Source organism: Kribbella endophytica (genome assembly GCF_054781295.1).
In genome coordinates, this window is the sequence record NZ_BAAGUR010000005.1 from 1 (window position 1) to 16,055 (window position 16,055).

15 protein-coding genes and 1 pseudogene are annotated in these 16,055 nt (G+C 68.6%); 3 read left to right on the forward strand and 13 right to left on the reverse strand.

Going from position 1 to position 16,055, the window contains the following annotated elements:
• Window positions 1–415: 415 nt before the first annotated feature.
• The gene (locus tag ACYVIO_RS36090; RefSeq protein WP_460655474.1) at window positions 416–1,363 is read right to left on the reverse strand and encodes an electron transfer flavoprotein subunit alpha/FixB family protein; all 948 of its coding nucleotides are present in this window, start codon (window positions 1,361–1,363) and stop codon (window positions 416–418) included.
• A gap of 14 nt (window positions 1,364–1,377) precedes the next feature.
• Window positions 1,378–2,160 (reverse strand): electron transfer flavoprotein subunit beta/FixA family protein, encoded by a 783-nt coding sequence (locus ACYVIO_RS36095; RefSeq protein ID WP_344178784.1) that lies wholly within the window; start codon window positions 2,158–2,160, stop codon window positions 1,378–1,380.
• Window positions 2,161–2,266: 106 nt separating this feature from the next.
• On the opposite strand from ACYVIO_RS36095, the gene ACYVIO_RS36100 reads away from it, so the two are divergent.
• Window positions 2,267–3,004 (forward strand): class I SAM-dependent methyltransferase, encoded by a 738-nt coding sequence (locus tag ACYVIO_RS36100; protein WP_460655475.1) that lies wholly within the window; start codon window positions 2,267–2,269, stop codon window positions 3,002–3,004.
• A gap of 140 nt (window positions 3,005–3,144) precedes the next feature.
• Here ACYVIO_RS36100 and ACYVIO_RS36105 read toward each other — a convergent pair whose 3' ends face one another.
• The 10 genes and pseudogenes from ACYVIO_RS36105 to ACYVIO_RS36150 all read right to left on the reverse strand — a co-directional run bounded on the left by ACYVIO_RS36105 (window position 3,145) and on the right by ACYVIO_RS36150 (window position 11,928).
• Entirely contained in the window at window positions 3,145–4,095 is a 951-nt protein-coding gene (locus tag ACYVIO_RS36105) for a hypothetical protein (RefSeq protein ID WP_460655476.1), read from the reverse strand.
• The gene (locus tag ACYVIO_RS36110) at window positions 4,088–4,969 is read right to left on the reverse strand and encodes an acyltransferase (RefSeq protein ID WP_460655477.1); all 882 of its coding nucleotides are present in this window, start codon (window positions 4,967–4,969) and stop codon (window positions 4,088–4,090) included. Before ACYVIO_RS36110 ends, ACYVIO_RS36105 begins: the two co-directional genes overlap by 8 nt.
• Before the next feature lie 11 nt (window positions 4,970–4,980).
• Window positions 4,981–5,928, reverse strand: coding sequence for a class I SAM-dependent methyltransferase (locus ACYVIO_RS36115; RefSeq protein WP_460655478.1), 948 nt, complete (start codon window positions 5,926–5,928; stop codon window positions 4,981–4,983).
• 1 nt (window position 5,929) lies between these two features.
• Window positions 5,930–6,709: an enoyl-CoA hydratase/isomerase family protein gene (locus ACYVIO_RS36120; RefSeq protein ID WP_460655479.1), complete on the reverse strand. Its 780-nt coding sequence runs from the start codon at window positions 6,707–6,709 to the stop codon at window positions 5,930–5,932.
• 145 nt (window positions 6,710–6,854) lie between these two features.
• On the reverse strand, window positions 6,855–7,898 hold the full coding sequence (locus ACYVIO_RS36125; protein ID WP_460655480.1) for a Gfo/Idh/MocA family protein: 1,044 nt from the start codon (window positions 7,896–7,898) through the stop codon (window positions 6,855–6,857).
• Window positions 7,895–8,557, reverse strand: a complete 663-nt coding sequence (locus tag ACYVIO_RS36130) for a Gfo/Idh/MocA family protein (RefSeq protein WP_460655834.1) — start codon at window positions 8,555–8,557, stop codon at window positions 7,895–7,897. The genes ACYVIO_RS36125 and ACYVIO_RS36130 overlap by 4 nt, the downstream gene beginning before the upstream one ends.
• Window positions 8,558–8,572: 15 nt before the next feature.
• Window positions 8,573–8,920: pseudogene (locus ACYVIO_RS36135) on the reverse strand (Gfo/Idh/MocA family protein); the annotation flags it as partial.
• A gap of 11 nt (window positions 8,921–8,931) precedes the next feature.
• Entirely contained in the window at window positions 8,932–9,768 is an 837-nt protein-coding gene (locus ACYVIO_RS36140) for a carbohydrate ABC transporter permease (RefSeq protein WP_460655481.1), read from the reverse strand.
• Window positions 9,761–10,642 carry a carbohydrate ABC transporter permease gene (locus ACYVIO_RS36145; protein ID WP_460655482.1) on the reverse strand — a complete coding sequence of 294 codons (882 nt, stop codon included), beginning with the start codon at window positions 10,640–10,642 and terminating at the stop codon, window positions 9,761–9,763. The genes ACYVIO_RS36140 and ACYVIO_RS36145 overlap by 8 nt, the downstream gene beginning before the upstream one ends.
• Complete coding sequence (locus ACYVIO_RS36150; protein ID WP_460655483.1) at window positions 10,639–11,928, reverse strand: ABC transporter substrate-binding protein; 1,290 nt, start codon at window positions 11,926–11,928, stop codon at window positions 10,639–10,641. Before ACYVIO_RS36150 ends, ACYVIO_RS36145 begins: the two co-directional genes overlap by 4 nt.
• Window positions 11,929–12,131: 203 nt before the next feature.
• Between ACYVIO_RS36150 and glgX the strand changes: the two genes are divergently transcribed.
• Window positions 12,132–14,228: a glycogen debranching protein GlgX gene (gene glgX, locus ACYVIO_RS36155; RefSeq protein WP_460655484.1), complete on the forward strand. Its 2,097-nt coding sequence runs from the start codon at window positions 12,132–12,134 to the stop codon at window positions 14,226–14,228.
• A gap of 62 nt (window positions 14,229–14,290) precedes the next feature.
• Window positions 14,291–15,106 (forward strand): SGNH/GDSL hydrolase family protein, encoded by an 816-nt coding sequence (locus ACYVIO_RS36160; RefSeq protein WP_460655485.1) that lies wholly within the window; start codon window positions 14,291–14,293, stop codon window positions 15,104–15,106.
• Here ACYVIO_RS36160 and ACYVIO_RS36165 read toward each other — a convergent pair.
• Window positions 15,050–16,051 carry a hypothetical protein gene (locus ACYVIO_RS36165; RefSeq protein WP_460655486.1) on the reverse strand — a complete coding sequence of 334 codons (1,002 nt, stop codon included), beginning with the start codon at window positions 16,049–16,051 and terminating at the stop codon, window positions 15,050–15,052. The genes ACYVIO_RS36160 and ACYVIO_RS36165 overlap by 57 nt on opposite strands.
• Window positions 16,052–16,055 lie beyond the last annotated feature (4 nt).

Here is a 16,055-nt window from a genome sequence, read left to right on the forward strand (position 1 = left end):
CAGAAAAATTACAAAGGAATCCAATCACGAACCACCAAAGATGGCCGTGAATGGGGGTTAATGCTAAATTTCGGCATTGACTTTCGGCACGCTGTTGAGTTCTCAAGAATCGGGCGCACACCGCGTCAGTGACCTTTCGGCCAGGACTCCGGGGCAACTCGACAAACCTTACTGTTTCGTCCAGGCCCGGTCAAATCGGCCCTTTCCGATCCAGCATCCCCGCGCGACTCAGCGACCGAAGCCCGCTAGAGGCGTGATTCGGTCCGAAGAACCTTCAGGGATTTTGCTGTAGCGACCGGCCGCTTTCGCGTCCCGCACTCGCTCCAACAAGAAGAACATTACTGACATTCGGGGTGAAGATGCAAATCGAGGGTTGGGGCCCGCCGGCAGCGGGTACCGACGAGCCCCGACCAGCTCAGGACTTGCGCTTGGTGACCTCTTCGGTGGCGGTCGGCAGGACCTTGTGGAGGTCCCCCACGACGCCGAAGTCGACCAGCTCGAAGATCGGAGCTTCCTCGTCCTTGTTGATGGCGACGATGGTCTTCGAGGTCTGCATGCCGGCCCGGTGCTGGATGGCTCCGGAGATGCCTGCGGCCACGTACAGCTGGGGAGAGACGGTCTTACCCGTCTGGCCCACCTGGTAGGCGTGCGGGTACCAGCCGGAGTCCACAGCGGCCCTGGAAGCGCCTACAGCTGCGCCCAGGGAGTCGGCGAAGGCTTCGACGGGACCGAAGTCACCACCGGTCCCCCGGCCACCGGAGACGATGATCGCGGCCTCCGTGAGCTCGGGACGACCGGTTGCCGCCCGGGGCTTCGAGTCGGTGATGCGAGCGGTCTTCGCGGCGTCGGAGATCGTCACGTCGAACTCCTCCACCTCCGGCGACGTCTCGGACGCCTCGGGGGTGGCCGCGTTCGGCTTGACCGTGATGATCGGCGTGCCGTGGGTGACCTTGGCCTGGACGGTGTAGTTGCCCGCGAACACCGACTGCGTGGTCACCGGGCCCTCCTGCACATCCACCGCGTCGGTGATCAGGCCGGACTCCAGCTTGACCGCCAGCCGGGCGGCGATCTCCTTGCCCTCGGCACTGGACGAGATCAGGATCGCGGCCGGGTCGAGCTTGGCCGCGACCTGCTGCAGCGCCTCGGCCTTCGGAGCCACCAGGTACTGCGACAGCTCCGGGTTGGTCAGCGCGATCACCTTGGTGGCGCCGTACTGGCCCAGGGCCGGCAACGCGTCCTGGACACCCTCGCCGATGTAGACCGCGACCGGCTCGCCGAGGCGACGGGCGATCGTGAGGAGCTCCGCGGTGGTCTTGCGGACCGTGCCGCCGGTGTGGTCGACGAGAACGAGAACGTTCGACATATTCGGGTCGCTCCTCAGAGGAACTTGTTGGTGGACAGGAACTCGACGAGCTGGGCAGCGCCGCTGCCGTCCTCGTCGGCGACGATCGTGCCGGCGGTGCGCGCCGGACGGGCGGTCACCTCGGTGACCTCGGTCCAGGCGCCGGCCTGGCCCACCTGCTCGCCGGACAGCTCCAGGTCGGCCAGCGACCAGGTCTCGACCGGCTTCTTCTTCGCGGCCATGATCCCCTTGAACGACGGGTACCGCGGCTCGTTGGCCTGGTCGCTCACGCTCAGCACGAGCGGCAGCGTGCCCTCGACGGTGTCGCTGGCGGTGTCACCGTCACGGCGGATCTTCACCGTGGTGCCGTCGACGGTCACCTCCGAGCCCAGCGTGACGGCGGGCAGGCCGAGCCGCTCGGCCACCATCGCCGGGACGACACCCATGCCACCGTCGGTGGAGCCCATCCCGAACACGACCAGGTCGGCCTCGAGCTTGCCCAGCGCCTTGGCCAGGATCAGCGAGGTCGCCACGGCGTCGGAGCCGTGGATCGCGTCGTCGATCACGTGGACGCCGGCGTCGGCGCCCATCTGCAGGCCCTTCTTCACGGCGTCGGCGGCCTGCTCGGGACCGACGGTGAGCACGGTCACCTCGGCGTCGCCGTTCTCCTTGACAGTGAGCGCGGTCTCGACGGCGTACTCGTCCAGCTCGGACAGCAGCCCGTCGACACCGGCGCGGTCCACCGTGTTGTCCTCGGAGCGGAAGCGGCGATCCGCCGTGGCATCCGGCACGAACTTCGCGCAGACGACGATCTTCATAGCGTGTGGGACCCCTTCTGGTTAACGGTCTCTCCCAGCCTGCCACGGATGTTACTCACGAGAAACATATGACGTGTGCGAGTCCCATCACAGTTACGCTGACCGGGTGACCGAGACGTTACCTCTTACCGGCGAGCGGACCGCCCCGGGGATCTGGCACGAGAACTACTGGTTCGCGCGCCACGAGGCCGCCTACCGCTGGATCGTGGACAGTGCCGGACCGGACGGCCGTGTCCTCGACGCGGGCTGCGGCGAGGGGTACGGCGCGGAGCTGCTGCGCACCGGTGGCGCACGGCAGGTGTTCGGTCTCGACTATGAAGGTACGACGCTTCGCCATGCCGCGAAGGCTTATCCACAGCTCAATCTGGTGCAGGGCAACCTTGTCCAGACCGGGTTCGCAGACGACGCCTTCGACCTGATCACCAGCCTGCAGACGATCGAGCACCTCTGGGAGCAGCCGCGGTTCGTCGCGGAGTGCGCGCGGATCCTCTCCCCCAGCGGCACTCTCATCCTGACGACGCCGAACCGGCTGACCTTTCCGCCGGGCAACTGGTACCACACCAAGGAGCTGACAGCGGGCGAGCTGGTCGAACTCGTCGAGGCCGAGCTCGAGGTCACGCAGGTGCTCGGACTGCACCACGGTCCGCGGCTGCGGGAGTGGGAAGCGCGGCACGGGGACTGCGTGGAGCGGCAGCTCGAGGTCGAGCACGCGAAGTGGGCCGAGGATCTGGTGACGCTGGTGACCGGGACGCGTCACGAGGACTTCGAGCTGCGGAGCGACGGGCTCGACGAGTGCCTGGACCTGGTGGTCGTCGCGCGGAGACCGGGCATTCACACGGAGTGAGCACTTGCCTTCTTGCCGCTGCCGTAAAACAAAAGCGCACCAGCAACCTTTCAAGTACCGGCTATCGATCGGGCGTCGGTACTTGAAAGGTGCTGGTGTGTGGTGCGCTGCCGCAGAACGTCCGCGGCTTTCGACTCAGCTCAGGGGCGGACGAAGCGTTCGATGATCTTGCCGACGATCAGGTAGACCAGCGCCGCGATCCCCCAGTTCACCAGCAGGGTGTTCTTCGCGGTCTCCAGCCGGAACAGGTCCTTGAACGGGCCGACCAGGTCGTGCCCGCGTTCCAGCACCCACCGCACGATCTCGTTGCTCTGGTTGGCCTGGTCGAGCGCGGTGAACAGCGCACCCAGTGCCAGTACGGCGGCCGCCAGTACGGCGATCAGCCAGACGAGCGAGGCCACCAGGTTCCGCGCCCGCTTCACGCCGGAGCCGACCGTCGACATCGCGGCGCGGCCCTTCCCGGAACCGGAGCCCGTAGCCGGGGTCTTCTCGCGCGCGGTCCGCGCCGCGGTCAACGGGTTCTCACCAGGTTTGTTGCCCGAGGCACCCGTTGCGGCCGGCTGCCGGGTGACCGGCTTGGTCACCGCGGTGTCGCCGTCCTGCGTGCCCGAGGCACCGGACTTCGCCGCCTCCGCCTCGCGCGCCTTCTGCGCGGCGACGATCTCGGCCGCGGTCTGCGGCTTGGTCTTGGTCGCGGTCGCACCGCTGCCGTCGGCCGGTTTCACCTCCTGCTCGGCATCGGTGGCCTTGGCCGCCTTGTCGTCGTGAGTACCCACGTCGTCCATCTCCTCAGCCGGGGTCGGTTCCTCGTCCGCCACCTGCGCCGGCGTCTTCCTGCGCCGGTTGCCCGGGACCGGGCGCGGCGACAACCGTCGCCGGACACCCAGCGGGCGGTTGTCCACACTGTCCAACGTAGCGACGCCGGGACCTTCCGTCACGATCGGTACCGGATCGACCGCCCGGTACCGTGCCTGCGTGATCGAGTCGTCGGCCGCCGCCTGGTCGAGCGGCGAACGCCCGGCCGCGTCCTCGACGGCCGGTACGGCGGAGCCCAGGGCGGACAGGCGTGCGGCGCCTGTCTGGTCAACCACGCGGGGACTCCTCTCCGACGACTTCCGGGACATACTGCCCGACTGGTGAGTAACTTGAGAACCCCTCGGCGCTCGACGGCGCGTCACCAGTCGTAGAAGTACGGTTACCCACCGGGGTGCCGCCCACACCACCCGCCACGCCGCGCCGTGGCCAGATCTCCGCACCACTGGTCACTTCAGCCCCACCCGTCGGCTCCAGACCGGCCCGCAGACGGGCCGCCGTCTGCTCGTTCTCGCGCGCCAGGCCGGCCAGGTACTCGCGCCGTTCGGCGCCGTCGGCGTACCGCGTCACCCGATCCCGTACGACGACCGCCGGGATCCCCACCGCCACGGCGTACGCCGGAATGTTGCCGCGGGCAACACTGTTCGCGCCGATCACCGCGCCGCGGCCGATGTCGGTGCCGCGGGTGACGGTCACCTTCGTGGCCAGCCAGCAGTCCGGGCCGATCCGGACCGGCGACTTCACCAGACCCTGGTCCTTGATCGGCAGGTCGAGGTCGTCGGTCTTGTGGTCGAAGTCGCAGATGTAGGTCCAGTCGGCAACGAGCGTGGACGCGCCGATCTCCACATCCAAGTAGCAGTTCACGGTCACGTCCCGGGCAAATACCACCTTGTCGCCGATCCGCAGCGTGCCCTCGTGCGCGCGCAGCCGGGTCTCGTCGCCCAGGTGCACCCACTTGCCGAGCACGATCCGGCCGTGCCCGGGCCGGGCGACGATCTCCAGCTTCTTGCCGAGGAAGACGAATCCCTCGGTGATCACCTGCGGATGGCGCAGCTTGAACCACGCGAACCGCCAGTAGCGCTTCAGGTAGTACGGCGTCCACGCCCGGTGGCGAACCACCCAGCGCACGTTCTCCAGCGACAGCAACCGCATCAGGCCAGTATCTACTCCGCGACGCCGGTGATGGACACGTTGTAGTACAACTCGTCCGGCACGACCTGCGCGAGCACCTTGTCGACCTTCGACAGCTGCAGCCACGACTTGTACGCGAACATCCGCCAGCCGAACCCGAGCTTCTGCTCCGGTACGGCGGCCTCGAACGTCCGGATCGGCCAGCCGACCCACGCCGCCAGCAGCTCCTCGGTCACCGTCTTCACCTCGACCGCACCCGCCCGCGAGGCCATCCGCGCCAGCGTGTCGGGGTCGAACGTGTGCAGGTCGACCACGGCCTCCAGCGCCGCCGCGCGGGACGACTCGTCCAGCTCGGCCTGCGGCCGGCGCCAGTCGCCCAGCGCCGGGATCTTGGTCAGGTTCGTGGTCGCCCACCAGGTGAACCGCGACAGCCGCCGCGCCACGAAGTCGCCGTACCGGGTCGGCTCGCCGCAGATGACGAAGCGGCCGCCGGGCTTGAGCACGCGCAGCATCTCGCGGAACGCCAGTTCAACGTCGGGGATGTGGTGGATCACCGCGTGGCCGATCACCAGATCGAACGTGTTGTCGTCGTACGGCAGCTTCTCGGCGTCGGCGACCTTGCCCTCGACCGCGAAGCCGAGCGTGGCCGCGTTCTTCTGCGCGGCCTCGACCATTCCCGGGGACAGGTCGGTCACGTGCGCTTCGGCCAGTACGCCGGCCAGCTTCAGGTTGAGCGTGAAGAAGCCGGTCCCGGCGCCGATCTCGAGCGACTTGCCGTACGGCCAGCCGTCGTCGCCGGCGATCGCGGTGAACCGGTCGCGGGCGTAGGTGACGCAGCGCTCGTCGTACGAGATCGACCACTTCTCGTCGTACGTCGAGGCTTCCCAGTCGTGGTAGAGCACCTGGGCCAGCTTGTTGTCGTTCCAGGCCGCCTCGACCTCTTCGGCAGTCGCGGCGGGCTTCTCGGCAGAGGTGGTCATCTCAGATTCCCTTGAACTCGGCCTTACCAGGGCCGTTCTCGACGAAGGACTTCATCCCGATCGCGCGGTCCTCGGTGGCGAACAGCCCGGCGAACTGCTGCCGCTCGATCTCCAGCCCGGTGTGCAGGTCGACGCCGAGACCGGCGTCGATCGACTCCTTGGCGGCGCGCAGCGCCAGAGCGGCCCCCGCAGAGAACTGCGAGGCCCAAGCGACGGCCGAAGAATAGACGTCAGCGGCAGGAACGACCTTGTCGACGAGCCCGATCAGCAGCGACTCCTCGGCGGAGACGAAGCGGCCGGTGTAGATCAGGTCCTTGGCCTTCGACGGGCCGATCAGCCGGGACAGCCGCTGGGTGCCGCCGGCGCCCGGGATGATGCCGAGCAGGATCTCCGGCTGGCCGAGCTTGGCGTCGTCGGCCGCGATCCGGTAGTCGGTGCACAGCGCGAGCTCGCAGCCGCCACCGAGCGCGTAGCCGGTGATCGCCGCCACGGTCGGCTTCGGGATGGCCGCGACCGCGGACAGCGACGCCTGCAGCGGGCCGGAGCGACGGACCATGTCGGCGTACGACATGTCCGCCATCTCCTTGATGTCCGCGCCGGCCGCGAACACCTTCTCGCCGCCGTAGACCACCACCGCGCGCACGTCGTCAGAGGCCGAGGCCTCCTCGGCGGCGGCGCGGATCTCGTCCTGGACCTGGACGTTCAGCGCGTTCATCTTCGGCCGGTCCAGCCGGATCGTGCCGACCCCGTCGGCCACCGTCAGGTTGACGAACTCGCCCATCGCCTCGCTCCTCCAGTCGTGGTACTACCCGCGGGTCACATCCACGGCACCGTACCGGACGACCGGTGGTATCACCTCAGGAGCCCGCAGTTGAGCGGGGTGGGAGCAGTGCTCCCACCCCGCGTCCACCTCCGCCCCGAGGTGGTCAGAGGTCGACGGGCTGGCCTGCTGCGACCGAGCGGCGGGCCGCGTCGACGATTCGGAGGGTGCGGAGTCCGACGGCGCCGTCCGGCTGCGGTACGACGGCCGGCTGCTGCCCGGCGACGGCCGGACCGGAGGCCCTGACCGCGGAGAGGAACTCCCCGACCATCGCGCCGTCCAGGTTGCCGCCGATGCCCAGGTAGACCTCGCCGGAGGCGTCGGTGCCGCCGACGTGTTCCTGGAACGGTGCGATCTCCACCGAGCCGTTGGTTCCGGTCACCTGCAGCGTCACGCCGCCCCAGGTCGGTCCGTTGTCCGGCATGCTCCAGGAGCAGTCGATGGTGGCCAGCAGCCCGTTGGCGTAGGTGATGGTGACCAGACCGCCGGTCTCGACGGCCACGTCCTTGTCCTGGTGCAGCACGTGGTTCGCGGCCGCGTGCACCCGAGCGGCCTCGACCCCACCGGTCAGACCGTCGATCAGGTCGGCGCAGTGGACGGTGTGGTCGACCAGCGCTCCCCCACCGGCCAGCTTCGCGTCGGTGAACCACTGCCGCTGGTCGTACGGGATCTTCCCGTTGTTGGTCCCCAGCACCGCGAACACGTCGCCGAGCCGGCCCGCCTCCACCGACGCCTTCAACCGCCCGTACGACGGCGCGAAGCGCACCGGGTAGGCAACCATCAGGATCGTCCCGGCCGCCGCGCACGCGGCCAGCATGGCCTCGCCGTCGGCGACCTCGGTGGCCAGCGGCTTCTCGCAGAGCACGTGCGCGCCGACTGCGGCGGCCCGCTCGACCAGCGGCCGGTGCAGCGCGTTCTCGCTCGTCACCACGACCGCGTCCGGGCCCCAGGCGAACAGCTCGTCGTACGAGTCGACGTACGCGATGCCGTGGTCGGCCGCGAAGGCCGCACCGCGCGGACCGGCGTCCGGAGCGGCAGCGCCGTCCGGGTCGGACGACAGCACCTCGACGTCCGGCAGGCCGGCCAGCAAGGAGCAGTACGACGAGGCGTGCGTGTGCGCGAACGAAGCGATCGCAACCTTGAGGCTCATCGGGCCACTCCCGCCGGGTCGAAGCTCTTCATGTCGATCGTGCGCCCGGTCTCCATCGAGGCTCGGGCAGCCTCGGCCAGGTAGACCGCCGCAGCGCCGTCGGCCGCGTCGACCCGCGGCTCGTCCCCACTGCGCAGTGCGAGTGCGAACTCCCGCAGCTGGGTCAGGTACGGGCTCTCGCCGAGCGTGTTCGAGGGGATCAGCAGGTCGCCGCCGGAGCCGCCGTCCTGCAGCTCCTCGGCGTACCCGGTGTCCCCGGCCGACGAGAAGTGCAGCTGGCCGTTCGAGCCGGCGATCGCGAAGGTGGTCTTGAACGGCGTACCGGTCGCTCCCCAGGTCGCGCGGAGATGACTGATCGCGCCGCCTTCGTGGGTCAGCGTCACGTGCGCCGCGACGTTGACCGGGGAGATCCCGTCCACCGACGGCGGGCTCTGCACGGCGTACACGCTCTCGACCTCGCCGCACAGCCAGCGGGCCTGGTCGAGGTCGTGCACCATCAGGTCCATGATCACGCCGCCCGAGCGGGCGACGTCGCGGTACCAGCCCTTGCCGGCCGGTGAGCTGGCCTGCCGCGAGAACCGCGCGACCGCGACCTGACCGATCCGGCCCTTGCGCACCGCGTCGTACGCGGCCTTGTACGCCGGGAAGAAGCGCACCACGTGCGCCGGGTAGAGCTTGACCCCGGCGGCGGCCGCGGCCGTGGACAGCTCGTGCGACGCCGCGGCGGTCAGCGTCAGCGGCTTCTCGCAGATGACGTCGCGGCCGGCCTTGATCGCGGCCAGCGTGACGTCGTGGTGGGTCGCCGACGGGGTGACGATGTCGACGAACTCGACAGCGGCCAGCAGCTCGTCGAGCGAGCTCGCGACCTCGAGCCCATACTGTGCCGCCAGCTCGTCGGCGCCGTCGACGGAATGCACGAGCACCCGCGCGCCGAGCGCCTTCCAGGCCGCGACGTGGACGTGCGCGATGTTGCCCGCGCCCACCAGCCCGACCGTCAGGCCTTTGAGGTCTGTCATGTGAGGGGAGTCCTTAACTACTTGAGTCCAGAAAAGGCAATACCTTCGACGACGCGACGCTGCAGTACGACGAAGAGGATCAGGACGGGGGCCATCGCCATCAGCGCGGCCGCCATCAGCACGCCGGGCGAGATCGTGCCCTGGTAGCCGGCCAGCGTGGCCAGGCCGACCGACAGCGGCATCTTCTCGGGGCTGGACGCGATCACCAGCGGCCAGAGCAGGTCCGCCCACGAGGCGAGCACGGTGATGATCGCCAGCGAGATCAGTCCGGGCCGGGCCACCGGCAGGACGACCTTCCAGAACGTCTGCCACGGGTTGCAGCCGTCGAGGCGGGCCGCCTCTTCCAGCTCGGCCGGGATGGTCCGGAAGAACTGCATCATCAGGAAGGTGCCGAACGCACTGAAGATGCCGGGGGCAATGATCCCCTGGATCGAGTCCAGCCAGCCCAGCGACTGGATGATCTGGTACTGCGGGATCAGGTACACCTGGCTGGGCACCATCAGGATGGACAGGATCAGCGCCAGCATCAGCCCCTTGAACCGGAACGACATCCGGGCGAAGGCGTAGCCGGCCATCGAGCAGAGCACCAGCTGACCGATCGTCCGGCCGGCGGTGACCGCCACCGAGACCCAGAACTGGTCCAGGAACGGCAGCCGCTGGAACACCTCGGAGAAGTTGCTCCACTCCAGCTTCGACGGGAACACGTCCGGCGGCACCGACTGGATCTCGGCCTGGCTGGAGAACGCCATCTTCAGCTGCCACAGGAACGGGAACATCATCACCAGGCTGCCGAGGATCAGCACGACGTGCGCGACCCGGTTGCTGCCGAGTCTCTGTGAGTTCCGGCTAGTCATAACTCACCCACCTGCGCTGGAAACGGAACTGGAACAGCGTCAGCAACCCGACCACGGCCAGGATCAGCACGGCGACCGCCGCGGCGTACCCGCGGTCGTTGCCGACGAAGGCCGCGTCGTAGAACAGGAAGACCAGCGACTGCGTCTTCGGCATCACCGGGTTGGTCGGCCCGAGCAGCGCGAACAGCTGGTCGAACAGCTGGAACCCGGCGATCGTGGTGACAACGGACAGGAAGAAGATCGACGGGGTCAGCAGCGGCACGGTGATCGTGCGGAACTGCTGCACCCGGGAGGCGCCGTCCAGCGACGCCGCCTCGTACAGCTCGCCCGGGATGCCTTTCAGCCCGGCCGACAGCACGATCATGTTGAAGCCGATCGACATCCACAACCCGAGCAGCGCGACGGCGATCAGCGCGAACCACGGCTCGGTGATCCACGAAGGACCGTCGATACCGATCACCTTCAGGGCCTGGTTCAGTACGCCGTACTCGCCGTTGTAGATGATCCGCCAGACCAGTGAGATCGCGGTCGGCAGTGCGACGTACGGCAGGAAGAACAGCGTCCGGTAGACCATCGCGCCGCGCAGCCCGGGCCGGTTCAGCAAGCTCGCGAACAGCACGGCCAGCGGGATGCCGAGCAGCACGATCGCCGTGTAGACGACCGTGTTGACGACGGCCCGGTAGACCTCGGCGTCGGCGACCAGCGTGCTGTAGTTGGCGCCGCCGACCCAGGCGCTGCCGCCGAACGGTCCCGTCTCGGTGAAGCTGTCGTACAGGGTCTTCACCAACGGCCAGAGGTAGAAGACCCCGACACCGAGGAAGGTCGGCAGGACGAACAGCCAGGGCCACCCGCCGTCGGCCCGCCGTGCCTTCACTTCTCCTTGCCCAGCGCCTCGTCCATCTTGGCCGCGACGTCCGGCCCGACCTCGGACATCGGCTTGTCACCGCCGAACGCGGGAGCGATCTGGTCGGTCTCGAGCTTGTTCCACACCGAGGTGTCCTTGCTCACCGGGTACGGCTCGGAGTACTGCGCGGCCGCGTCGATGAACGTCTTCAGCGCGTACGGCGCGGAGCTCACGAAGTCGCCCTGCGTGCCGTTGAACGCCGGGTTGGCGGCGCCGGCCTTGGCCTGGATCAGCGCGGCGTCCTTGCCGCCCAGGAAGGCCAGGAACGCGGCGGCGGCCTGCGGGTTCTTGGTCTTGGCGCTCATCACGTTGGCCAGCCCGTGGATCGGCGTCTTGCGCTCACCGTTCGGGGCCTTCGGCAACGGCAGGATGGCCAGGTCGTTCTTCACCGGCGACTTCAGCGCCATCGAGACCAGCCAGTTGCCGTTCCACATCATCGCGGCCTTGCCGCTGAAGAACCGCTCGCGGCCAGGCGTCTCGGCGTTCTGCGCGGCGGTCGGGGTGTAGCCGGCCTTGACCATGTCGGACCAGAACTGCAGGCCCTCGATCGACTTCGGGTCGCCGTACCCGGACTTGCCGTCCTTGACGACGTACCCGCCGTTGCTCATGATCGCCGGGTAGTAGTTGCCCTGGTTGCCCAGTTCGTCACCGCTGGCCCAGATGCCCTTCGGGCCGAGCGCGGCCTTCAGCTTCGCGGCGGCGGCCTTGTAGTCGTCCCAGGTCCAGTCCGCGGTCGGCTCGGCGACCTTGGCCTCGGCGAAGAGCTTCTTGTTGTACCAGAACGCGATCGTGTCGAAGTCCTTCGGGACGCCGTACTGCTTGCCGTCCCAGGAGTACAGGTCGTCCAGGGCCTTCGGGTAGTTGGCCGGGTCGACCTGCTTGCCCTCGATCAGGCCGTCCAGCGTGGCCAGCTGCTTGTTGGCCGCGAACAGCTGCAGGTTCGGGCCGTTCATCCAGAACACGTCGGGCAGGTTGTCCGACGAGCCCTGGGTCTTCAGCTTGGTGAAGTACTGGTCGAAGGTGGCCAGCGAGATCGACACCTTGACGTTCGGGTACTTGACGTTGAACGCCTTGACCAGCTCCTGCATCGCGGGCTGCTGGTTGACGTCCCAGATCGCGTAGGTGAGGTCACCCTTCACCTGGGCAGGGTCGTCGGGAACCTTGGCGTCACCGGCGTCGTTGCCGGAGTTGCCGCCACAGGCGGTGAGTGCGGTAGCGGCCAGGACGACGCCGGCCAGCAGGGAGGGGATTCGCATCTGTTTTTTCTCCTCGGCTCAGGGCTCGAGAGGCAACCTATTACCTGCGGCACGGTCCATCAGGTAACTTAGTAACGGTTTCTGCGTTTCTATCATTGCGCGTGTCTGCTCGCAACCACCCTTCCACGAACAAGAGCAACTTCGCGACAAACAACTCCTGCCCGTTGTGCGGTGGTTTGACACGTCATGGGCAGAATGTGCCGGTGACCGAAGCCACCGCCGCCCCGAACGCGCTCGGCCCTGCCCCCGAACCGGACGTCCGGCTCGGCGCGCAGGTGCATGCCGACGGCACCACCTTCACGCTCTGGGCGCCCGCCGCCGAGCGGGTCGAGCTCGCACTGCTCGGCCCGGACGGTGCCCAGCGCAACCTCGACCTGGCCCACACCGGTGAGTACTGGACCGGTTTCGTCGCCGGCGTCGGTCACGGCCAGCGCTACGGGTACCGCGTGCACGGCCCGTTCGACCCCTCGCACGGCCTGCGCTTCCACCCGTCCAAGCTGCTGCTCGACCCGTACGCCCGGGCCGTCGACGGTTCGCTCGACTTCGCCAGCCCGCTGATCTACGACTCCTCCGACGGCGACTCGGCCGGGCACGTCCCGGTCGGCGTGGTGGTCGCGGACGGCGAGCCGCCGCCGCCGATCAGCCGCCCGGTCCCGTGGAGCGAGACGGTCATCTACGAGCTGCACACCAAGGGCTTCACCAAGCTGCACCCCGACGTACCGGAGCACCAGCGGGGGACGTACGCCGGTCTGGCGCACCCGTCCGTGATCAACTATCTGACCGAGCTCGGCATCACCTCGGTCGAGCTGCTGCCGATCCACCACTTCCTCACCGAGCCGGCGATCGCCGCGCGTGGCCTGCCGAACTACTGGGGCTACAACTCGCTGAACTACTTCGCCCCGCACGGCCCGTTCTCGTCGGCCGGCTCGGCCGGTGAGCAGGTGGCCGAGTTCAAGGCGATGGTCGCGGCGTTCCATGCGGCCGGCATCGAGGTCATCCTCGACGTGGTCTACAACCACACCGCCGAGGGCGGCTTCGACGGGCCGACGCTGAGCTTCCGCGGGATCGACAACCGCGCCTACTACCGGCTCACCCACGGCGGCGTCACGTACGACGTGACCGGCACCGGCAACTCGGTCGACACCTCGCACCCGCAGGTCCGCCGGCTGGTGATGGACTCGCTGCGCTACTGGGTCGAGGAGATGGGCGTCGACGGGTTCCGCTTCGACCTGGCCGTGACGCTGATCCGCAACGAGCGTCACGAGGTCGACACGGTCGACCACCCGTTCCTGGCCGAGGTGGCCGCGGACCCGGTGCTCGGCCGGGTCAAGCTGATCTCCGAGCCGTGGGACGTCGGCCCGTTCGGCTACCAGGTCGGCAACTTCGGGACGCCGTGGTCGGAGTGGAACGGCAAGTTCCGCGACTCCGTCCGCGACGTGTGGCGCACTTCGTCGTACGGCGTGCAGGACCTGGCGTACCGGCTGTCCGGGTCCAGCGACCTGTACGGCGACGACGGGCGCTACCCGTACGCCTCGATCAACTTCGTCACCGCGCACGACGGGTTCACCCTGCGCGACCTGGTCTCCTACGACCACAAGCACAACGAGGCGAACCACGAGGACAACCGCGACGGCACCGACGACAACCGGTCCTGGAACTGCGGCGTCGAGGGCGAGACCGACGACGCAGGTGTGGTCGCGCTGCGGAAGCGGCAGATGGCGAACCTGATGACGACGCTGGTGCTGTCCACCGGCGTACCGATGATCACGGCCGGGGACGAGTGCGGCCGGACCCAGTACGGGAACAACAACGCCTACTGCCAGGACAGCGAGATCTCCTGGTTCGACTGGACGCTGCCGGAGGCCTGGTCGGAGCATCTCGGGCTGACCAAGCAGCTGCTCGCGCTGCGGGCGGCGCACCCCGCGCTGCGCCAGTGGCACTACTTCTCCGGTCAGCCGGTCGTCTCGGGCGGGCGCAAGGACCTGTCCTGGATCGCTCCGCACGGCGGCGAGATGACCGAGAACGACTGGCATGACGGGAATCTACGCACGATCGGCATGTTCCTGGCCGGCGACGCGCTGCGCGGAACCGATGCCGAGGGCAACATCTTGACCGACAACTCGTTCCTGCTGGTGCTGAACGCGACCGCCGAGGAGCGCGAGGTCGTCGTACCGGACGCGTCGTGGGCGCCGGGGTACGAGGTGGTTCTCGACACTTCGGGGTCGGGCGTCACGGAGGTCGAGGCGGGGGCGCGGGTGCCGCTCGCGCCGCGGTGCGTGGTGCTGCTCCGCGCGCTCTGAAGGTTGTTCACCTTCGGCAAGTATCTTCACTGGTCACCTGCTGTTCACCTGAGGGGGGACCAATGTTTTTGCTGCGTCGAGAGGCCCGCGAGCGAACCACGCCCATCGGCGCACTGCACCACGCGGTCACCCGGTGGGGCGAGGCAGAGCGGTCCAGCTCCCGGATGGCGTTCCGGCGCTGGTGCGACGGAGTGGCGTATGTCGACGTGCAGGCGCGCACGTACGCCGACTTCTGGAACCGGCAGAACGAGCAGGCGCTGGCCGCCGACGGGCCGCTGTGGGTGGTGCTCGGCGACTCGACCGCCCAGGGCCTCGGCGCCTCCTCGCCGCTGCACGGGTACGTCGGGCAGGTGCTGCGGGCGCTGCGCTCCACCGGTACGCCGTGGCGGGTGCTGAACCTCTCCCGCTCCGGAGCCCAGACCAAGCACGTGCTGAACGACCAACTGCCGCTGATGGACGGGCTGCAGCCCGCACTCGTCACCTGCGGCATCGGCACCAACGACGTACTCGGTACGCCGCCGAAGCGTTTCCGCGACCACCTGCGTCAGGTGATCGACCGGCTGCCCTCCTCCTCGGTGGTGATGGACCTGACCGTGCCGGACCGCTTCTGGCGCGTCGGCGGCGCCATCAGCCCGTACGTGACCAGCGTCAACCAGCTGATCGGCTCTGCCGCGTCTGAGCGCGGTCTGCCGGTCGCGGAGGTCTCCCGGTACGCCCGGCCGCCGTGGCGTGGCCTGCTGGCTCCGGACAACTTCCACCCCAACAACTTCGGCTACCGCCAGCACGCCGATGCCCTACGGGCTGCACTGCCCGCCGTCCACCTACAGCGCGGGATCTCCGGCGAGCGAAGCGTTGCCGGGGCGCCCGGCCCCTGTTAACCGAGCCCAGCTCGCCTCGTCCGCCCAGATGGGGTGTGGGGTCAGGTAGGGGGCGAGCAGCGCGGTCAGAGCGGGATCGCCCTGGCCGTTGAGCTCCGCGGTGGCGATCTGCCGGGCTGAGCCGGCCAGGAGGTCTGCCAGCTGGACGCGAGGGTCGGTGCGTGAGTCGGTCTGCCGTAGCTCCAGCGGGGAGTCGTCCATCAGTAGATTGACCTGGGCGATCCGGTGGACGGTCAGCGCGCTCTGCTCGTCGTGGACCATCGCGACCGCGTTGCCGTCGGCGTACCAGTGCAGGGTGGTCTCGACCAGTGCGGGGATCAGCACCTCGAGCGGGGGCAGCAGCGTGCGGTCGTCGAACAGCCTGTCCCGCAAGGCGTCCAGGGGTGGGCGGGTGATGGTGAAGTCGACCTCACCCGGGTCGAAGTCGGCCGCGACTGCCAGGAACGCGGCCCTGCGTTCGTCGTACATGGTCCGGTTCTTGGAGCGGAGCAGGTCGATGAAGCTCTGCAGCAGGGTCCACCAGATCTCGCCGTAGCCGTGCTGGTGCAGGGCGAGCGCCGTACGCCGAGCAGGCTCGTCGGTGTCCAGGCTGGTCCCGGTGCGGTAGTCGAGTCCGCCGGCGAAGAGTGCGGTGAGCCGACCGGCGAGCAGGAAGTACTTGTCCGTCAGCTGTACGGCGGCCCGGCCGAGCAGCGGGCCCTCCGGCCCGAGCAGCCAGGTCAACGCCGGCCGCTGCTTGAACAGCCTGGCTGACTTGTACTCACCTGCGACGTACCGCGACCGGTCCCTGAGCTCCTCGACCGCCCGGCGGGCCTCCCCCGGTCCGAGCTGCAGGCTCGCGTGGGTGAACACCCGCGTGTCCGGGTCGAGCAGGTTGCTCCCCGAGAAGCCGGACTCGTCGCAGGCGATCTCGACGAGTCCTGACCAGACCGGCTCGACGGACATCACC

Bases quoted from the DNA above. Each gene is read 5' to 3' on its own strand.
- ACYVIO_RS36140 (WP_460655481.1), bottom strand. From the start codon at position 9,768: ATGACTAGCCGGAACTCACAGAGACTCGGCAGCAACCGGGTCGCGCAC.
- ACYVIO_RS36125 (WP_460655480.1), bottom strand. From the start codon at position 7,898: ATGAGCCTCAAGGTTGCGATCGCTTCGTTCGCGCACACGCACGCCTCG.
- ACYVIO_RS36150 (WP_460655483.1), bottom strand. From the start codon at position 11,928: ATGCGAATCCCCTCCCTGCTGGCCGGCGTCGTCCTGGCCGCTACCGCA.
- ACYVIO_RS36090 (WP_460655474.1), bottom strand. From the start codon at position 1,363: ATGTCGAACGTTCTCGTTCTCGTCGACCACACCGGCGGCACGGTCCGC.
- ACYVIO_RS36115 (WP_460655478.1), bottom strand. From the start codon at position 5,928: ATGACCACCTCTGCCGAGAAGCCCGCCGCGACTGCCGAAGAGGTCGAG.
- ACYVIO_RS36165 (WP_460655486.1), bottom strand. From the start codon at position 16,051: ATGTCCGTCGAGCCGGTCTGGTCAGGACTCGTCGAGATCGCCTGCGAC.
- ACYVIO_RS36095 (WP_344178784.1), bottom strand. From the start codon at position 2,160: ATGAAGATCGTCGTCTGCGCGAAGTTCGTGCCGGATGCCACGGCGGAT.
- ACYVIO_RS36120 (WP_460655479.1), bottom strand. From the start codon at position 6,709: ATGGGCGAGTTCGTCAACCTGACGGTGGCCGACGGGGTCGGCACGATC.
- ACYVIO_RS36160 (WP_460655485.1), top strand. From the start codon at position 14,291: ATGTTTTTGCTGCGTCGAGAGGCCCGCGAGCGAACCACGCCCATCGGC.
- ACYVIO_RS36110 (WP_460655477.1), bottom strand. From the start codon at position 4,969: ATGCGGTTGCTGTCGCTGGAGAACGTGCGCTGGGTGGTTCGCCACCGG.